The sequence below is a fragment of the Rhizobium freirei PRF 81 genome (assembly GCF_000359745.1).
GTDB classification, from domain to species: domain Bacteria; phylum Pseudomonadota; class Alphaproteobacteria; order Rhizobiales; family Rhizobiaceae; genus Rhizobium; species Rhizobium freirei.
Window position 1 is genome coordinate 1 of sequence record NZ_AQHN01000095.1, and the last position, 17,203, is coordinate 17,203.

13 protein-coding genes are annotated in these 17,203 nt (G+C 55.8%); 3 read left to right on the forward strand and 10 right to left on the reverse strand.

Going from position 1 to position 17,203, the window contains the following annotated elements; translation table 11 throughout:
* The first annotated feature begins 431 nt into the window (after positions 1-431).
* Both RHSP_RS34200 and RHSP_RS31550 read left to right on the forward strand, forming a co-directional pair.
* Positions 432-809 carry a VOC family protein gene (locus RHSP_RS34200; protein ID WP_004129244.1) on the forward strand — a complete coding sequence of 126 codons (378 nt, stop codon included), beginning with the start codon at positions 432-434 and terminating at the stop codon, positions 807-809.
* 798 nt (positions 810-1,607) lie between these two features.
* Positions 1,608-2,561, forward strand: a complete 954-nt coding sequence (locus RHSP_RS31550; RefSeq protein ID WP_240535553.1) for a S1/P1 nuclease — start codon at positions 1,608-1,610, stop codon at positions 2,559-2,561.
* Positions 2,562-2,629: 68 nt separating this feature from the next.
* On the opposite strand, the gene RHSP_RS31555 is transcribed toward RHSP_RS31550, so the two are convergent.
* Both RHSP_RS31555 and RHSP_RS31560 read right to left on the reverse strand, forming a co-directional pair.
* Positions 2,630-3,277 carry an SOS response-associated peptidase gene (locus RHSP_RS31555; protein WP_004129252.1) on the reverse strand — a complete coding sequence of 216 codons (648 nt, stop codon included), beginning with the start codon at positions 3,275-3,277 and terminating at the stop codon, positions 2,630-2,632.
* A gap of 35 nt (positions 3,278-3,312) precedes the next feature.
* Positions 3,313-3,984 carry an SOS response-associated peptidase family protein gene (locus RHSP_RS31560; RefSeq protein WP_004129255.1) on the reverse strand — a complete coding sequence of 224 codons (672 nt, stop codon included), beginning with the start codon at positions 3,982-3,984 and terminating at the stop codon, positions 3,313-3,315.
* Between the two features lie 323 nt (positions 3,985-4,307).
* Between RHSP_RS31560 and RHSP_RS31565 the strand changes: the two genes are divergently transcribed.
* A complete protein-coding gene (locus RHSP_RS31565) occupies positions 4,308-5,573 on the forward strand; it encodes an SIR2 family protein (protein WP_037155743.1) in 1,266 nt (421 codons plus the stop codon).
* Positions 5,574-5,702: 129 nt separating this feature from the next.
* Here the strand turns inward: RHSP_RS31565 and RHSP_RS31570 are convergent, their stop codons facing one another.
* The 8 genes from RHSP_RS31570 to RHSP_RS31605 form a co-directional block, all read right to left on the reverse strand.
* Positions 5,703-7,070: a PIN domain-containing protein gene (locus RHSP_RS31570; protein ID WP_004129261.1), complete on the reverse strand. Its 1,368-nt coding sequence runs from the start codon at positions 7,068-7,070 to the stop codon at positions 5,703-5,705.
* A gap of 45 nt (positions 7,071-7,115) precedes the next feature.
* Entirely contained in the window at positions 7,116-7,700 is a 585-nt protein-coding gene (locus RHSP_RS31575) for a hypothetical protein (protein WP_004129263.1), read from the reverse strand.
* Complete coding sequence (locus RHSP_RS31580) at positions 7,681-8,253, reverse strand: hypothetical protein (RefSeq protein WP_037155747.1); 573 nt, start codon at positions 8,251-8,253, stop codon at positions 7,681-7,683. The genes RHSP_RS31575 and RHSP_RS31580 overlap by 20 nt, the downstream gene beginning before the upstream one ends.
* A 287-nt stretch (positions 8,254-8,540) precedes the next feature.
* Entirely contained in the window at positions 8,541-12,071 is a 3,531-nt protein-coding gene (locus RHSP_RS31585) for an SIR2 family protein (RefSeq protein WP_240535554.1), read from the reverse strand.
* Positions 12,072-12,493: 422 nt separating this feature from the next.
* A complete protein-coding gene (locus RHSP_RS31590; RefSeq protein WP_004129270.1) occupies positions 12,494-13,441 on the reverse strand; it encodes a hypothetical protein in 948 nt (315 codons plus the stop codon).
* Positions 13,442-13,466: 25 nt separating this feature from the next.
* Positions 13,467-15,401 carry a DUF3732 domain-containing protein gene (locus RHSP_RS31595; protein WP_004129272.1) on the reverse strand — a complete coding sequence of 645 codons (1,935 nt, stop codon included), beginning with the start codon at positions 15,399-15,401 and terminating at the stop codon, positions 13,467-13,469.
* Complete coding sequence (locus RHSP_RS31600; RefSeq protein WP_004129274.1) at positions 15,398-15,886, reverse strand: three component ABC system middle component; 489 nt, start codon at positions 15,884-15,886, stop codon at positions 15,398-15,400. Before RHSP_RS31600 ends, RHSP_RS31595 begins: the two co-directional genes overlap by 4 nt.
* Positions 15,883-17,082 (reverse strand): ABC-three component system protein, encoded by a 1,200-nt coding sequence (locus tag RHSP_RS31605; RefSeq protein WP_037155755.1) that lies wholly within the window; start codon positions 17,080-17,082, stop codon positions 15,883-15,885. Before RHSP_RS31605 ends, RHSP_RS31600 begins: the two co-directional genes overlap by 4 nt.
* Between the last annotated feature and the right edge of the window lie 121 nt (positions 17,083-17,203).

Here is a 17,203-nt window from a genome sequence, read left to right on the forward strand (position 1 = left end):
CGGTCAAAACGGCTGATATGTTCCCTTTTTGTTCTTAAATTGAAAAGGAGTCAATCAACCGCCAACTGACTCTTTTGGATGAGACTGTCGCTGCACTTGAACAAAGGCGGCGCATTTGCGGATTCGCTGAGGAAATACAGCCGGTTGACGGGGAGATATCTTTATCTGAGGTCGCCGCCAAATTTTTGAGCCATGCCGCTGCCCGATCCTGGCGCAGAGGCGGATAGGATAGACACACTATGCGTGGGCAAATTCCCCGTTGTCGACGACGGCGGCCAACTTCGAGGAATTGGCCGTCTCACACAACTGAGCCTCCATCAAACAGAAGCACTTGCACCTAAAGTGTTAAAAGCGGCATATGATACGTCTCGTGAAGACGCATGAAGCTCCTGAAATGGGCCTTATTAGAACAACCTTAAGAGGGCAATTCATTGCAGTTAAAGCTGGAACTCTTCGTTGATGTCCCTGAGGAATCGATAAGTTTCTACTGTCGCACATTGGGGTTCGAAGTTTCTGGCTCGATCAGCTCCGAGTATACCGTGTTGACGAACGGTGATGCGGTGATCGCGATTAATAGTCGCAGGGCACTTTCAAACAATCATCCATTGCGGATCGAAACTGGCGAAAGGACAGGCCTAGGCATCGAGATCGTACTTAGTGTCGCCGATGTAGAAATTGCCTATCGCATGGCTGAAAAGAGCGGCTGGCCTCTATCCGATCTCGCGACGCAGCCTTGGGGACTTCGTGACTTTCGGTTGATCGATCCTGATGGTTATTATCTCAGAGTGACCAGTCGTCGTCACGCTTGATCGCCACGGTCGAAATCTGGTTTGCAGTTGAAACGATCTGAATCAGTGAGGCATCAGGCAGAACGCCGGCAAAATCGAGATCTTGCAGCGTATGCAATTTTATGAAGGCCATAGAAAAACAAAATAGATACTAATGATAGCTGGAGGCAGTGGCAGCTTGCTTGGGGGTTCTGATAGCTCCACCCTCAAATTATGCCAAACGAGAGAAATGGCCGCATCCCCAAAGTCAAGTAGTAGGCAACTGAAGGGTCATTTCAGTCCTTGGACCCGGGTGTGTTTCGCCTGAAACATGGACCGTGTCGCCGTCCGTGGCCGTGAATTGCGGCGTCATCGTCGAACCGATAGCCGCCGGCGCTGGCCCGCGTTGTTTCTGCGAAGTCCCTGTGCCTTCAAACATTTGGAAGGCCGCCACAACGGCGACGATGGCAAAGCCAAAGACGAGCCGCTCGATACGCCAGAAAAAATATTGGCGCCTGGGACGAAACCGAGGCATTAACGTCGCGGTTCGAACCGGCCGCGGTCTCCGATTGGGAGAAGCCGATGGTGCATTCGCATCCGACTTCGCCCCAAGAATTTCGAAGACCTTTCGCCATTGCTTGTCGGAGAGCCTCGCTTGGCGATGCGAACGCTCAAGACGTGCGTGGATACCGCTACCGGTGACAGGATGGACGACGACCTTCATACCAGCCTTGGACGCCGGTGCCACAGCGAACCGCGACGCGGCAAAACCTTACCAACCCTTCATTGATTTTTCTTACGACTATGCTCCTATGGCGATTACCATCCGGGGAGAGGAACATGGCCATGCGAATTCGATCAGGGATGATTGCCGCAGTTCTCGCACTGAGTTTTCCCTTCAAAGCCATGGCGTGGTGGGACGAAGGCCATATGCAGATCGCGGCCGTCGCCTATGAGCGATTGAGCCCGCAAATTCGCGAGAAAGCCGACGTCCTGATCCGTCTCAACCCGGAATATCAGAACTGGGTCGCAGGGGTTCCCGACCGCCTCAAACCGCAATATGCCTTTGTGCGCGCCGCCGTCTGGGCCGACGATATCAAAAGCCTGGTTGCGGGATATACCGACGAGGGCGACACGGCGGCCAGTCCAACGGCCGGCCGCAATATCGGTTATGTCGACTCCTTCAAGCACACCTATTGGCACTTCAAGGACATTCCCTATTTCGTGGAAGGGATGACCGAGGCGGACACCGATCCGGTGAACCTCGAAACGCAGATCGTCTCGCTCAGGGATGGACTGTCGGCGACGTCCGGCCTGCCCGACAGCGTCCGCTCCTATGATCTCGTCTGGCTCCTGCATCTGGTCGGCGACGCGCATCAACCGCTCCATGCCACAGCGCTTGTCTCCAAGGCGTTCAAGAAGGGCGACCAGGGCGGCAACTCCATCGTGGTTACGCCGGCGAACGGTCAGACGGTCAAGCTCCATGCCTATTGGGATGGGATTTTCGGCGGCTATTCGACGCCCTACGGTGCCATCGAGGATGGGCTGCTCGACAAGAACATCAAGCTCCCCGAACCGGACGCAGCGCGTGCGGCCATCAGCGATCCGGCCGAGTGGCTGAAGGAAAGCCGGCAGAAAGCAATCGATTTCGTCTATGTTGCGCCGGTTGGCTTCGACAAGGGACCTTACGTGCTTGATCGAACCTACGAAACGAATGCCCGCAATGTCGCACGCGAACAGGCCGCCGTTGCTGCAGCACGGCTCGCAAACCTGATTACCGCTGCATTGAAATAAGAGCGACGCCGAAGCGATTTCGGCGCCAGAAACTCAAGTCCCGTCAAGGCAGATGACTAAACGTCATCTCACAGGAACGTGGGCTCCTGGGTATCCGCTGATTTTTTCTTGACCCAGAGCTCACTCGTCTTTTCCATCGCCATCAATTCCGGCGGGAAAACGCGCTTCTGGAACGCATAGGCCTCATCAAAACTTCCTCTGAGCCACCGGTCATATTCATCGCGATGCAGCAGAACGGGCATACGGTCGTGGACCGGCATGACAGCCTCGTTGGCATCCGTCATTGCACCGGAATAGACCGGCCCCCATTCATCGCTCACGCGCCAAAGGCCTGCCCAGGCAAAGATGGGCTCGTCCTTGATGCTGAACCAAGTACGCGTCTTCGTGCCCTTCGGGCCTTCCGCCTCGGCGAAATGCGTGACCGGTATCAGGCAGCGAAATTGCGGTTTGCGGGCAAGGCCGATCCACATCGGCTTGGCAAGGTCGGCAATATTGTTGACCGGCTTGGGCTTCGCGTCAGGCTTCATATCCTTCAGCCGCAATGGAAAGCCCCAGGTCATCGACCGCATCACACGCGCTCCGTCCTGCTCGACCACCGCCATTCCTGGCGTTCCCGGATAGACTTCATCCGGGGCGTTCGACTGGATGGGATTTGCGACACCGAAATGTGCCGCGACCTCGGCGGCCGACTTGCGGACGGTATAGAGATTGCACATGCGATCAGCCTTCCGACATTGGTCTGAGCTTGGCGCTACAGCATAAGCATAGTGTTTCGGTTCTTGGAATATGGAGGATGCGGCGGGATGCCGCTCTGCCACCGGTCGCCGCTATGCAGAATGGTGAACGCATCCGACGGCATCGGATCGCGGAACTGAAATGCGATGACGTCCTGGATCGAGCCATGCAGCCAACGGTCCCACTCGCCCTTGTGCAGCAGCACTGGCATACGCTCATTGTAAGGCATGATCAGCTCGTTGGTGGCCATCGTCATGCCGGCGAAGACCGGGCCGAACTGTTCCGTGTTGCGGCAGAACCCCGCCCAGGCGATCAGGGCTTCATCCACGACCGAGAACCATGCCCTCGTCTTCTTCCGCGGTTCTCCTTCCGGGTTCGCAAAATGCGTCAAGGGGATCAGGCAGCGGTAGCGTGGCTCAACCACGACATGTTCCCACATCGGGTTCGTGATATCGGCAACCAAACCGATGCGGCCCGGCGGCTCGCCATTCAGGCGCATCTCCTTGGTTTGGCGGGGAAAGCCCCAGGACAATGACCTGAGCACGCGGCGGCCATCTTTTTCGATGACAACGAGGCCTTGCGTGCCCTCGACCGTCTCAGGTGGGACGTTGATCTCGATCGGCACTTCGGTGTCAAAGTGCTCAGCAATCTCGTCAGCCGTTCGAACCACTGCAAAAAGCCGCGACATGGGCTTGCCTCGCTAGCAACCGCGAATGCCGACACATAACACAAGAACATACAGAGAACAAATAATTTGCGATCCAGCGTGATTTGCCCCCACTGAAATCAGGCCACAGGCCGATCGTCGGACAAATCAGCCCGTGACCTGATGCAATGTGACCCGAGGCGTCAGCAAATCGGCGCGTCATCATCGCTCAGGTCTCGTCCACTAACGTCTGCAAGACTCTGCAATTCAATTTCGCTTCATGTCACGTTGCTTTGAGACAGCTGTGCGAGCAAGAATCGTGAAAGCTAGATGATTCTGTCTGGGAGCCGTTCGGAGAGTTGCGCGTGGCAGGTAGGAAGCGGCTGTTGATGATCCTGGGGGCAGGGAGTTCGGTTGCCAGCGGAATGCCGAGTGTCGCTGAGATCGACACGCTGATGGCCAGTTGGGCGCGCGAATTTACCAGGATGCACCAATCTGCCAATTTTTACGATCAAATTTGGCGCGCGCTCGAGCGCCACCTCGTGGCTGGCTTCCAATCCGCCCGGCAATTTCCCAATTTCGAGCGAGCGCTTGGCGACCTAATCGCGCTCATGCACTGGGTCCGACCATCACCCGAAGGCGGCTCGCTCCGCACATTGCTGAAGCAACATCGACTTCCGGACAGCCTATCATTCGGCAGCGTAGATCGCTATGGCCCCTATATCGAGGTCAAGGTAACGATTGCGCATCTCATCAGATGCCTTGCCTCCGAGATGCGCGCGCGATGCCTTACAATGCCGGCGGACTTGCCTGCACTGAAACGCTGGCATGAGATGCTCCAGGCGCTGCGTGATCGCTTCGATGTCGTTATTTATAACCTCAACTACGACACCGTAGCTTTGTCAGGCTGGCCCAACGCATTTACGGGCTTTGGTAGCGATGGACGGTTCGACCCAGCAGCGGTCCATCGCCGAGACTGGGAAGGGATTTTCCACCTTCACGGCAGCGTCCACTTTTCGCTCGCCGACCGATTGAGCGATCACATCGTCTGGCGCAATGATCTGAACGACGCATTTCTCGATAGCGATGATCGCGTTGCCGACTACGGCAGTGACGGCAAGGACTTCCTCCCCGCAACTTTAATTGCGGGTGGGTTCAAGCTCGATCAGCTCCTGACCGAGCCCTTCCAAACCTATCGGGCGGCGCTAACCTGCGATGTCGCCCTCGCCGATGCCATTGTGATTGGCGGTTATGGTTTCGGTGACACGCATGTCAACCGGGCATTGCGCGGCGCGCTTGCCCATTCCCGCGCGCGTCCGCCCGTACTCGTGCTCGACCGGGCCGGCCCCCGAACTGACCCAATGGTTTTCCGGCAGGACGCTTGGGCTCGTGAACTGACGCAAGCGCTCTGTGCCTCGAGCCCTTTTGTTGGCGCAGGTACAAGCGCGACGGAAATGCCTGCCGTACTCGCGCAGCAGGGTCGGTGCGAGGTCTCCACCGCCCATCGCGTCGCGATCTGGTATGGAGGGTTTGGGGATGCGGCACAGCTAATCAATCAGCTGACTCACTGGCTGCATGAGGGGGGTGGTGACGACCAGCAGCATTGTCTCGGCGAGCCGCCGAAACTCTGATTGCCATTCGATGGAAGTCCCGTGGCTGCTCGCGTACCGTACCGCTAGCAGCAGCGAACGCACAGGATGTTTCCGCGCCTGTGCAAAACAATGAAATTGCAGTCGCACTCGCACCCATACGCGCGAGCATCAGAGAAAGGCGGCGCTCGCTGCCGGGAGGACCGACTCCACGCGCTCGAAATCGTCAAAAGTCCACTCCCTATCCACCATCTCGATCCTGACTCGAAATTCCTTCGTGACGGGCTCATCGAGGTCCCTGGCCTCAAGATCGAATGTCAGGCTCAGATCAAGCGGAAGGGTCCCTTCAGGAACAATAGCAATTTTGTCGGCATGGCTTTTCCCAACCCGGAACTCATTGTTCGACAAGTTCGCCCTGCGGGGATTTTCTTCGTCGGGGACAATGTCCCATTGGAAGGTGACCGCGCCGGGATACCTGATGTGCTGTAGTGCCATCCATGGGCGGCGACCAAACCGAACGCGCGGACTTTGGTTGGACTCGCCGAGTTGGGGTGGATCGGGAAATTCCAAATCAAACCTGTCGAGGTCGTCCTGGTCCTCATTCTGATCGGTGTCCTCCTCATGCACGTGTAAACGTGCCTCACCTTGCAGGCGGATCGCAACATCAGCGTTGGTCAGTGTGACCCGTCCAATGTTGACGACCTCAAATGGGACTTCGAGGGAAAGTGGTATCGCATTTAGCTTTATGTGGATTTCCGCCGCGTGCCGCTTCACCTTTTCAACGAAATTGTCATAGCCGACCTCGTACCTGGCCCAGTCAACCACATTTGCCTTCCTGACGCCAAGAACAGCAGCAGCGCTATTTTCTGCCGGCTTTTTCAGCTTTGGATGTAAATCAAGAATTCGTTTGACGAGATCCGCCTGTAGGTCATCGGGCATTGGGCCAAGAAGAGGCCTTTCCAAGACGATCGGATCGGACGGGCATCCGAGTTTCAACATCATCCTCGGGCGGTTGTCCTCAAGCGTCCTAATCCTCTCGCTCAGTTCGCGAACCTTCTTTTGCTCGGGCGACTCCTCGGGCGGGAGGCGGAAAGAGGAGGGCGGCTGGACCGCGGTTACCCCGTATTTGGACGCCTTGATGCGAGGTCCACTATCGTCTGAAAAGAGAATCGAGCCCCCCTCTTCGATCACGTGCGCTACCAAGCGATCGTCAGGATCATTCTGATCCAGGATATGGTAGTCATCCCAGTGGTGAGCTCGCGGAAAAACCGTCTCAAGCGTTAAACGATAAGGATCCTCCCGAAGGATCTTCTCGTTCAGTTGGGAGGCCTCGTCGATCAACTGTAGCGCCAACCGCGCCCGCTTCCGGCGGCGCTCTATGCGGTCGTTCTTGAGCTTGTCGAGCTCCTTCACCACGTGCATCGAAACGAGGATGCGGACTTCTTCGGCCTGGGGAAACAAATCACGCCAATTCACCGAGCTCAAGTCTTTCATCTCGATAAAAATGTTAGCGTCAACGAAAATTCGCACTATGTCCACTCTTGCGCGCTCCGCGATCAAACTTCGAAAATGGCTGTCCGTGTACTACGTCATCTGAAAATGGCCGATTTCCCGCATCCGTGCGACAACATCAGATGCCGCCTTTCGCGCCTCGCCTCTCGTCAAACCGGATTTACGCAATTGCCCGAAAACGCTCTTCAGGTAGAGTTTTTCCCAGTGGGCGCGAAAGCCAGTGTCCGGAATCTCGACGATAACTTTCGGCACCTCAAGATCATGGAGCAACTTGTCGCCAGGTTTGCCTGGTTGAAGATAAACGGCCCCAGCAGTCAGGATCTGATCAACCAATGCTCCCTGCTTTGGCATCTCGAACTCAATGATAGCGACGCGCTCAGTTGGCCTCAGAAAACGCAAGAACAAGGCGATGTGATCCAACCGCCCCTCCAAGGCACCCCACTGGACCTTGACGTCGCCCTCGACAAAGTTTTGATGCACGCGAACAAGCTCAATAAGATCCGGTCGTTCAGTTGTGTCCAGGATTAGCAATGGTATCAGCTTGCCATTGACCCTGCCACGCGTGGCGATCACAGGATCCGCAACGACCTTTACGATTTTTCCTTGATCGGAGGTCTTAACATCTATCCTTGCGTATTTACGCCGACCCAACCTCATCCCGGTACTCCTGCATCAGATTTGGTGCGATTGTGGTTTTTGCTTCGTGCGTATCAGTGATTTCCAGCTCGTAACCGTCGATCGCCATCCCTGAGAGAAGGTCTACCGGCGCTTTGAAGTGCAGCCATCCCGAAACTACCTCGTGGGCTGGTACTTTGACCGGAAGCGACAGCACGTCCCCCTGTCCTCGGACAAAGCTCCCCGCGCCGTCTCGATGGGCCGGAAGCTTCAGCGTCATGAGGACACGCTCCTTCGTGAGATAACGAACAATCAGTTCGGCACTCGCGATGGCATTATTGCTGTCGCTCGGATTCCGTACCTGGACAAGAAGGCTGAACGCGCGGCCCGATTCATCGGTCTTTTGGAAACCATGGCTCAGGTAGCACGTCAGAGCGGGGACTTTCCGGGCGTCCTGTTTGAGAGCAAGTTTTCTATTTTGCCATGCGATATATGCGTTGAATAAGCCGAGGGTTAGGCTTGCAATGCTGAGCAAAAGACCCAGCATCGCAATGGTTCTTGTGAAATCAAAGGCTGCGAAAGATAATCCGGTCATTAATGTCCTCGGTCGAAACCTTGCGAGATCTCAGTCGAGGATTGCCGCCGCCCCCGCCATAATCGTCTGGTTCGAGATAGTATCGTTTATGCAAAATCTCAACTCACTCGTGTACCCGCCGACACCTTGTCCGATTTCTTTAATGTCTTCGCAAACCGTCACAACTCAAACTCCGATCCGCGGCGACATACCGCTCGGTCCGAATTTCGACCGCAAAGCATCAAAATGCGCCCCGGAATGAGTCGCAAGATTGACTCTTAGCGCTACCCAAAGGAAATCATCTTAAACTAATAGTTCACCGCTCTCAGCCGCAGCTTGTGGACTCGCCTGTCTACAGCGAGGCCGGGGCTCGAGGCCATGATAGCGTTCAGGAGCGGGTTTATATCTGACGACCGACCGTTACATGGCGGCCTGCATGCGGCCCAAAGAAGGTCGAGTGCAGAGTTGGGATGCCCTGCTGCAAGCAGGTAATTATCTCTTGTTAGATCATGCAAATTGATCCAATCGTCAGTAAAGACGCTGACGTATGGAAGCAATGTTGCAACGGCAGCCGCAAATGCGCCACCCGTTGCCGCAGCGAGTGCGACAATCTCCTTACTCACCTCATTCGAAAGATACGCGCGATCCCGCGGCCATATCGCCGCAAAAGCCGGGCCATAAAGATCTAACCACGCTGCTTCGCGTGCAGGTTCGTCAAACTCCTCCAGCCAGCTGGCCATGATGGTTAGGGCGCCTGTCCGGATATCGCTCGATGCGCTACGAAGCGCCTGGCGCGCCTGCTGCCGCGTGATACCCCGCGGCACATCTGGATTCTCGAACGAAGCAACGATGGCGCGAACCAGATGGGAGGCCGCATTTGCGGCCGAAACATTCTTCTGCCTGCTTTCTCGGATGCCTTGAAGGATGAGGTCTGAGAACGCCGTCTCTGCTTCGGCTGTGAAGCTGTTGTATTCGACAAGAACCGCACGCAGCCTCACGCCATTTTCATCCTCGGCTGACATATAGGGCCGCAGATGGTCCTGGACGATCTGTGGGGAAACGCTGAATACGAAACCGAGATAGCGGACGCAGGCGCCTCGAGCCATGGTTCCAGCATAACTTTCAGAAGTGATCATCCGATCGAGACGAGCGAGGTCTTCGACATGGGAGTCCTGTCCGCCTTCCCTCTGATCGTTCAAAGCCTGAAGCAGGGCCTCGGCGAGAGCACCTCCCGTCGAGTTGACGACCCGCTCATAGAGCTCCCACTCGTCGCCCCATTCTGGTGCCGGCTCAGCTTCGGCGGCCGGCCAAAGGCGATCCCACCATGTATTTGGCACGTTCAATCCCAGCGTATTTGCGCGCTCGACAATGCTGGCCAACGGATCGCTCAGCGTTGCAAAAAACTCAGGACTCGCGCCGCCATCCAGCAAATCGATCGCATGCTGTATGGCCGTGAGCGTTTTCTCATTCGCTTCTTCGCGGCGGAAGGGAACGATCTGAAGCCAGGTTCGCCAGCGTGGCGCGAGCGCAAGCTCGAGCGGCCGGGCACGAAGTGCTGCGAGCGCTCCCACGGGATCTTCACGGCAATATTCCGGCCATCCTTCACGGTCTTCGATATCGCGGCTGACGTCGAGCTCATCGGCGATCGACAGCCGTTCGCTCGGCTGTGCGGAGACAAGTTGCGCCGTCCTGCCTCGAACTGCTCTGACGCCCGAGGTCCATCCACGGAATTGATCTCGATCATCGATCTGACGAGCAAGATAGTCTCGCCTCGTCCGGATCTCCTCAAGAAGGGCTGCAGCCGCATCAGGCAGGGGAACCTGCTCGCCGATAGCGGTCAGCCGCAGCCAGATCTCGCGATCGCGAGCCCGCGCTTGCCAATCGACATCACCCTGTTCATCCTGTTCTGCTGCATATCGGAGCGGTCCTTCAGTCATAACGCGCTCGGCCAGCCGCGCGACGGCTTCAGCGCTCGCACCGGCAAGCTGGGTTCTGGTGATCGCCACAAACTCTTGAGCGAAGGACCAAAAAGCGGTGTCATCGCTCGTCACCAGACTGTCGAGTGCGTCATCGGGAGAATAGAGCGTTGGCAGCGTCAGGCCGTGCATCCAAAGACGGGTCAGCAGATTGAAGCCCTCGGCGGCCCAACCTGAGACCAGCCTCCGGACCATCGCGGGCGCGACCTGCGCAGCCATCGGAAGGGCGCTAGTGATCAGCTCGGTCAGCGGCACAAAGCCGCCGCGATGAGCATTTTGCTGATGGCGTGTCACGGACGGAACACCCCAGTCTGTAGTGTCACGGCTTTCGCCGATCAGATCCGCATCCCGTGCCGTCCGGAGCACGCTGACCAATCTCTCGCTTGCTCGTTGGAGCAACCGCACGACGTTAGCGGCTTCCCCTGCCGGTGACGTCAACACGTCCCCCAGAATGTTCTGCCGCTCGGCTTCCATAGAGAAGCGAGCGATGTCCGCAAGTTTGTCGGGTTCCTCAGGAGGCTCTTCGTCGCGAAGTGAGCGCTCAATTTGAAGTCGCGGGCCGATCGCTTCGACCAGGCGCCCGAGATCACTTTCTGTTATGAAAGGACGATTGAGCCGATGCCGCAATTGAAAATCGTCCACGCTGCTGTGCAAACGGTCCGCGGCACTGTCTGCCAACAGGTGCCAAGCCTTATTCCAAACCTCATTCAGCGGGCCGTTGCGGTCGAGTTCGCCCCACAGCGCCTCCGACAGGCTTCCGAGTCGTTGATCGACATATTTCATCGCGGTCGCAAACCGTCGGCCATCCGACCATGCGCGAGCAAACCAACGCGCGAGCATCCAAGCCATCGCCCGATTGCCAAAGGCTTTCATTTCTACAGCGACGGTTTCGAACCAGTCGGGATCGGCGCAATGGTCGACAAAATGCTCGAAAAGGTCAGAGCGTCCGCTCAAAGCCCATTTCAGCGCTCGCCTATCGTGTTCGATCGCTTCGGCTACGGCTACAGCTGCGACCCTCGCAATCGTATTGCGCCGCCATGCATCCGGATTTTCAACGAGATCCGCCAGTTGCCCAAGACTTGTCCAGAGCGGACCGTAGGGATCGCCTTCGCCCGGCTGGAATAGAAGGGGCTCCACGGCCAATGCTCGCCATGGCGCAGCTGCCGTTTCAGCATTCCCGTTCGTTGAGCTAAGCGCATAGACCTTGCGCAAATCCGAAAAGCGCTCGCGGTCGCCTTCTAGAACGTTGAGGATATACCGTACCGGCGCGTCGCTTGCGGTATAACCCACCAGAATGAGCGTGCGACATCGCGTGAGATCGAAGAGAAAGCGGGCGGCCCAACCCGCGCGGAGATAGGCTTCGCCGTATTGGGCGCTAGTCAGCACCAACTCGGTTTGTGGAAGACCCAACTGCGGATCCGCGAGACGTCCATGAAGATGGACAATTCCGTGGAACCTAGAGCTTCCGGGCGCAGGAATGTCTTGTCCAGCAGCACTCTCGTCCACGGCGAACTCGGGCGAACGCGATTGCATCAACGATCGCTCGAAGAGCGTGTCGAAGTTGGTGGTGACGAGTGCTGGCCTGCCGATTTGGTCGCGCGAAAGACGAAGGATCACCGCATGATGTGCGATATCGGGCTCGGCAGGGATCTGCAGAATCTGGGCGGTCGCATCGATGACATCGTCAGCGCGGACGAGCCGCCGCGCCAGGGCGCCAAGTGCCTCTTCGAAACGGAAGACCGAGAAGGCATACTCCTCCGCAGGGGTTCGTTCTTCCCCGAGGCGCGCATAAACCTGTTCAACGAGATTCTGGAAATTCGGAAGCTGCGGCGCGCTGACACCCGCCCCGCACAAGAAAACCACGTCCCCCTCAAGGAGGTCGTTGATCAGGTCTTCGGGAAAATCGGGTCCTAGTGGAGTAAAAATCATCGCGGGCGACAGTATGGGTCTGTATGCGACTATAGGATGCACGCGATCGAACGCTAGGGTTTCACTGCCTACCTCCCAACTCGCCCACAGGAAAGATGCGGCTGATCCGCGCGTAACGACCTCTTTCGGTAGCTAAGCTAACGGATTTTGAAGCCACCGATAAATCCGCATCCTGTCGACAAGTAAAAACGATAGCGGGAAGGCGGGATGGGTTCATACAAGGTCGGGGTGGTGTAGATCATTGCGAAACGTGTGCATGATCGTGATCGTGCGAACCTGCTCTTCACCCTGATATGCTCGAGAGCGAGTTCCATTTGCTCAAACACATCAGCGACGAACATCAGCTTCGCTGCCCCCTAGACCACCCCAGGTGCAGAAAATCCAATGCGGCGCGCTGTGACCCTCTCTTTGCTGCCGAGAACCTCTATGAGAGCGGCGTTCGGGGCGTTTACAAACACGTTGTCGAAGATGGGATGGAACTTGTCATGAGTGAACGTCATCGACGGCAGTGAGATGTCAGCCGCGGTTCCCGCGAGGTAGTCTGGAATCCTGATAAACTCATTATAGTCATTCTTCCCATCCCAACCCGGCATACCGAATTGGATCTCCGGGTAATAAGAAACCTTGCCGGTCTGGCTACGCAGAAGCTGGAAATAGATGAAAGCAAGGTCGAAGGTCACCCTGTCGAACTTGTCGAACATCGCATCCCGGTCGCTTATCCATCGAATAGCGCGAGGATCCTTCTTGGCATCCAAATGCAAGAAGAGCGTGGCCGCAAACGCCGCGCAGAGAAACATCTGCCGAGCAAGATTGGAATTGCGCTTCTTGCGCTTCATCTCCTGCTCAAACGCGGCGAGGCGTTTGTCTACCGCTGCGTAGTAAGGGGTCGTTCCCGGCGCATCTCTCATGATAAGGGCTATTACCTGTCGTAGATCAGGAAGCGCCGCGATAATATTGTCGTCCGTGATATAATCTCGAAGAATCCTCGACTGACGCTCGACGATATAGCTGACACTGAAGACGACTGGACTTTTCAGGTACCTGATCAGCCCCTCGGATGCAGAACGCGATCCCTTGAGGTCGCTGGGTGCGACGGCCGCGATGTATTCCGAGATATTCGCCTGCGTGTCGTGATTTAGCACGATGGCAAACGCAAAGGCGTCGTTCGCCTTCTTCTCATCGCCGATGCAGTAATCCGAGAACACGTTCCAGGCGATGTTTGATGGAAAAGGCTCGAACCAGCGCTCCAGTTCGGACGCGACAGTGCGATAGCTAGTGTTGAGGAGACTTAGCAGTTCGAGCATCTTACGCCGCGTCGCTTATTCGGCCTTAGGATTCCGGCCAGTCGTCAGGCACAAGCGCAGGCGGTTTGGCCCACGGTTCCTCTACGAGCGAATCTTGGAACCACTCGTCGCGAAGATTTGCGTGCTCCGTCACAATGATTTGGAAACCCGGTGCGTCACGAGTTCCAAAATCGTAGAGGAGCTTAAAAAGATTCTCGACAGCCTTCAGATCTGCATCGGCTTCAGTCCGCTCAATTGAGCCGCCTGTGGCCTCATACTTTTCTAATGAAGGAAAATAAACCTGAGTCGGCTGGTCGATCATCAAAAAGCGAGGGATTGGCTGATTGTTCGCGCTCGCATACCGATGAAGCGCCAACAGTGCTGCTAGATGATAGGCAAGGTGGTTGGAACCGCCGCCAGTGCGATGCATCTGAATTGGACGTCCAGGCCGGTCAATCACCACGGTTAGGTGTTGAAGATCTAAACGTGCTGGAAACTCACTGAACTCGCCGCCAAGCTTTTCAATGTAGCCGGACATATGCGCACTGATGTTATTGATGACTGACGCCAAACGCTCACCGGTATCATCCAGCCCAATACGTCTCTGCAGGTCTTCAACCTTTCGTCGAAGTCGGCGATCCTCAGCTTGGTAGTGGCGCCGAGTATCATCCGAAACTAGGTTTTCGAGGAACAGGCTGATACGTCCGACGACTTTCGCCGCCGCATTATTTCTGTCCCCAACAGCAGCTATCGCCTCGTTCGCCGCGATAGCTGCTGCCAACTCAATCTCGCTTGAACGAATCTTCTCCAAAAGCTGCTCGACCTTCTCGCGCTGCTCCGTAAGGTAAGCGTCCAGGTGCGGTCGCTCGCCTTCTACGATCTCCATTTCTTCTTGAAGTGAATTAAGTTCGGCAATCAAGGCCGACGCTATCGGGCTGTCCATTGCGAGATTTTTCTCTGCAAAGGGCCATTGCCATTCTCCATCAGTGTCCTTTGGAAGCGCTTTAATCGAAGTCAGACGGTCTTTCTGTTCTGCCGCCTCGCTTTCAAAACCTTCAGCGCGCTTCGCGTACTGCGTTGCCGCGTCGATCTTTCGCTGGAGTTCCCGTCGTTCTTCGCGTTGCTCTAACAAGTCCCGTTCGATGGCGGACACACGCTCGACATCGTCGTCTGGCACGGGCGCGGGCTTCCAGTGCAATGCGGACCGAAGTGTCTCCACGACCTCACCGCTCTCACTAAGGGTTAGCGAAATGCCAACAGCGCGAGCTTCCGACATCAAGCCGATAGCCTTTTCTTGAGCTGTGTCGACCGCGTTATTCGCCTGCTCCAGCAATTTAGCGTTCAGCCGCAAATCTCGCTGGGCGGTACGCAGCTCTTGCTCCAATATATAACGATCACGGCCTGAGACTCCGAGCAAAATCGGAAGAGTGTCTTTTATGGCCTGTGGCTGGAACGGCTCGTTCTGCCGATAAAAGAGCTGCTCTTTGTTCGCGACGATCGTCTGTTTCTGAAAAAGATAGTAGTGGCTGTGTTTGATGTTGGCGTTGTAGCTGTCCCGACTGTTGTCGATCGGAACCTCTGTCACATTCTCGGGAATTCCAAGAAGCCGGGAAAGAAGCGATTCCACCGCGTCATCATCATCCGTAACGCGCAGATCATCGAAATCAGGTGGAACGATCTCCTTACCTCTTCGCAACATGACCGTGCTACAGCTTGCAAACCCGGCTTTGGGAGCAGGCTTCGCCACCAAGACTTGCTCGTTCTCGAACTGGTAGATCACCGCAAACCAGGCAACCTTATCCTGAATGACACCCTCGGCAACGTTGAAGGTCGATCGACCCATGCAGTATTCGATGATATCCGACAGCGCCGACTTTCCAGTGGATGATCTGCCGGTGATGATGTTCAGGCCATCAATGCTGAAAACGACATCTCTTCGCCGACCGTCTCGGCTGTAAATATGGATGGATCTTATCTTCATGGTTTAATTCCGAGAGAGGTATAGATGGTCACGCGATCGGAAATTCGGGCAAATTCCTTCCCTACAAATCGCGCGACACGCTGACTTTCCACAGACTCCGGCGTGCCTGTCACCGACTTCCGGACACGCTTGTCGACGCTTTTCAGTCTACCGGCCTCAGTTACCTCGAAGCAGCCAAGCTGCATCAGGAGACCAAGTGCTTCGAAAGTGTACGAGATCATGTCAGTTGTTCGCCGCGGAAATCCGATAAGCATTTCCGGATGTGTCTCGACGGCTTTCAGGAAGTAACTTCGCGAACTTTTCGCCAAAATGGACCTGGTGTCTTTGTGTAGACAAAGGGGTAAAATTAACAGTGCCAGTGAAAAGGGAATCCCGCGATCGTCGTCCTCTTCGTAGCCTGTCATGGCACGAGACAAGATCAAACCGCAGAAGGCCGGATTGAAAAGATTACGGATTTCGATGGGGCGTTGATGCCAAGGCCTCATGCGTTTACCTCTAGCACCGCCGCAAGCCGGTCAAGAAAACGAGGATGCCAGAAAACGCGCGGGGAAGGTCTGATGTTCGCGAGCATGTGAAAAACGCCCCGAACGACATAAGGCTCGGTCACCCTCTCGCGAATGCGAAATCGCTCGGTTTCAAACTCGGCCCATTTATACAAATTCCGCCCGGCAGCGGTGAGCGCTTCTTCTCCGGAGGTGTCGGTGAGGCTCTCAAATACGACATCCTTATAGCGGCTCCATTCGTCTGAAAGTCTGTCCTCGTAGTCTTCCATCTCGCCACTCACGAGTAGGCTTTCTCGGGCCCAGGCTGACCGCTGCTCAAAAGCTCGATAATAGTCGATGATGGCGCTCTGTATTCGACTCGTCGAAATGCCAATTGAACGCAGCTGCTCAACGAAAAGCCGGGGGTCATTTTCGGCATCGATCGAATCCGGAGCGGCGCTCCTGAAGGTTATCGGCAAATTGTCGGACCGATATTCATCGGCAATTGCCGAGAGCTTATCCGACACCTCGTATCCGAAAACGGGGTCGGTCCTTTCCCCGGTAAGCAACTTGACCATGATGTCGTTCCACCACCCTTCAAGACGTTCAAATACATGCGGACGATTTTCTCTGCGGATGGTGCGGAGGTGCCGCTCCTGGATGATGTGCGGAAGGTCAGTGATACGCGGGCTGTTGTCGATGATAGTTATGCGCGACAGGAAGTCTTCAGCCTCATCATTGGATAAGTCGCCAAAAGCGACCGTAACCTCGGCAACTAATTTCGACTCGCTCGACGCCATGACCTCCCGAGTAAGAGCCACCAGCGCGTCGGAGCGCTCCGCACCATCGAGAAAATTGACTAGAAAGGACGTTTCGGAAACCACGGCGGTAGTGAAGAGAAAGAACCTGAGATTCGATGCCGTTCTGTCGGCTCGCTCATAACTAGCAAGCCATATCCGCACCGACTTCCAAAAGTCAGTCGACAGATCGTTGACCCTGTCTCCACGCGCCTTGTGTTTAAGCGAAGCGAGAGACTTCTTCCCTCCTGCATCAATGAAATCCAGGTCGTCTTCTTTTTCGATGAGAACAGAAGTGCTTTCCGCAAGATCGAGAATCTTTAGGAGAGCGAAACGTGGCTGGTAGATATACCCGACACCTTGAGGAGCAGCTGAATAGGGCGATTTTTCATCAGGGGGCATGATCGTTACCCTGAGAGAAGACACTCTTGCATACTATCGCGTGAATTTTCTTGCTCCCCTCAAACAAACTACCGAGCATCCCCATGCCCGTTACTGTCGAATCATAATAAAAAACCTGGGA

Excerpts from the sequence above, each read along its gene's own strand:
- RHSP_RS31555 (WP_004129252.1), bottom strand. The coding sequence starts at position 3,277 with ATGTGCAATCTCTATACCGTCCGCAAGTCGGCCGCCGAGGTCGCGGCA.
- RHSP_RS31580 (WP_037155747.1), bottom strand. The coding sequence starts at position 8,253 with ATGACCGGATTATCTTTCGCAGCCTTTGATTTCACAAGAACCATTGCG.
- RHSP_RS31595 (WP_004129272.1), bottom strand. The coding sequence starts at position 15,401 with ATGAAGATAAGATCCATCCATATTTACAGCCGAGACGGTCGGCGAAGA.
- RHSP_RS31605 (WP_037155755.1), bottom strand. The coding sequence starts at position 17,082 with ATGCCCCCTGATGAAAAATCGCCCTATTCAGCTGCTCCTCAAGGTGTC.
- RHSP_RS31560 (WP_004129255.1), bottom strand. The coding sequence starts at position 3,984 with ATGTCGCGGCTTTTTGCAGTGGTTCGAACGGCTGACGAGATTGCTGAG.
- RHSP_RS31550 (WP_240535553.1), top strand. The coding sequence starts at position 1,608 with ATGGCCATGCGAATTCGATCAGGGATGATTGCCGCAGTTCTCGCACTG.
- RHSP_RS31590 (WP_004129270.1), bottom strand. The coding sequence starts at position 13,441 with ATGCTCGAACTGCTAAGTCTCCTCAACACTAGCTATCGCACTGTCGCG.
- RHSP_RS31600 (WP_004129274.1), bottom strand. The coding sequence starts at position 15,886 with ATGAGGCCTTGGCATCAACGCCCCATCGAAATCCGTAATCTTTTCAAT.
- RHSP_RS31575 (WP_004129263.1), bottom strand. The coding sequence starts at position 7,700 with ATGAGGTTGGGTCGGCGTAAATACGCAAGGATAGATGTTAAGACCTCC.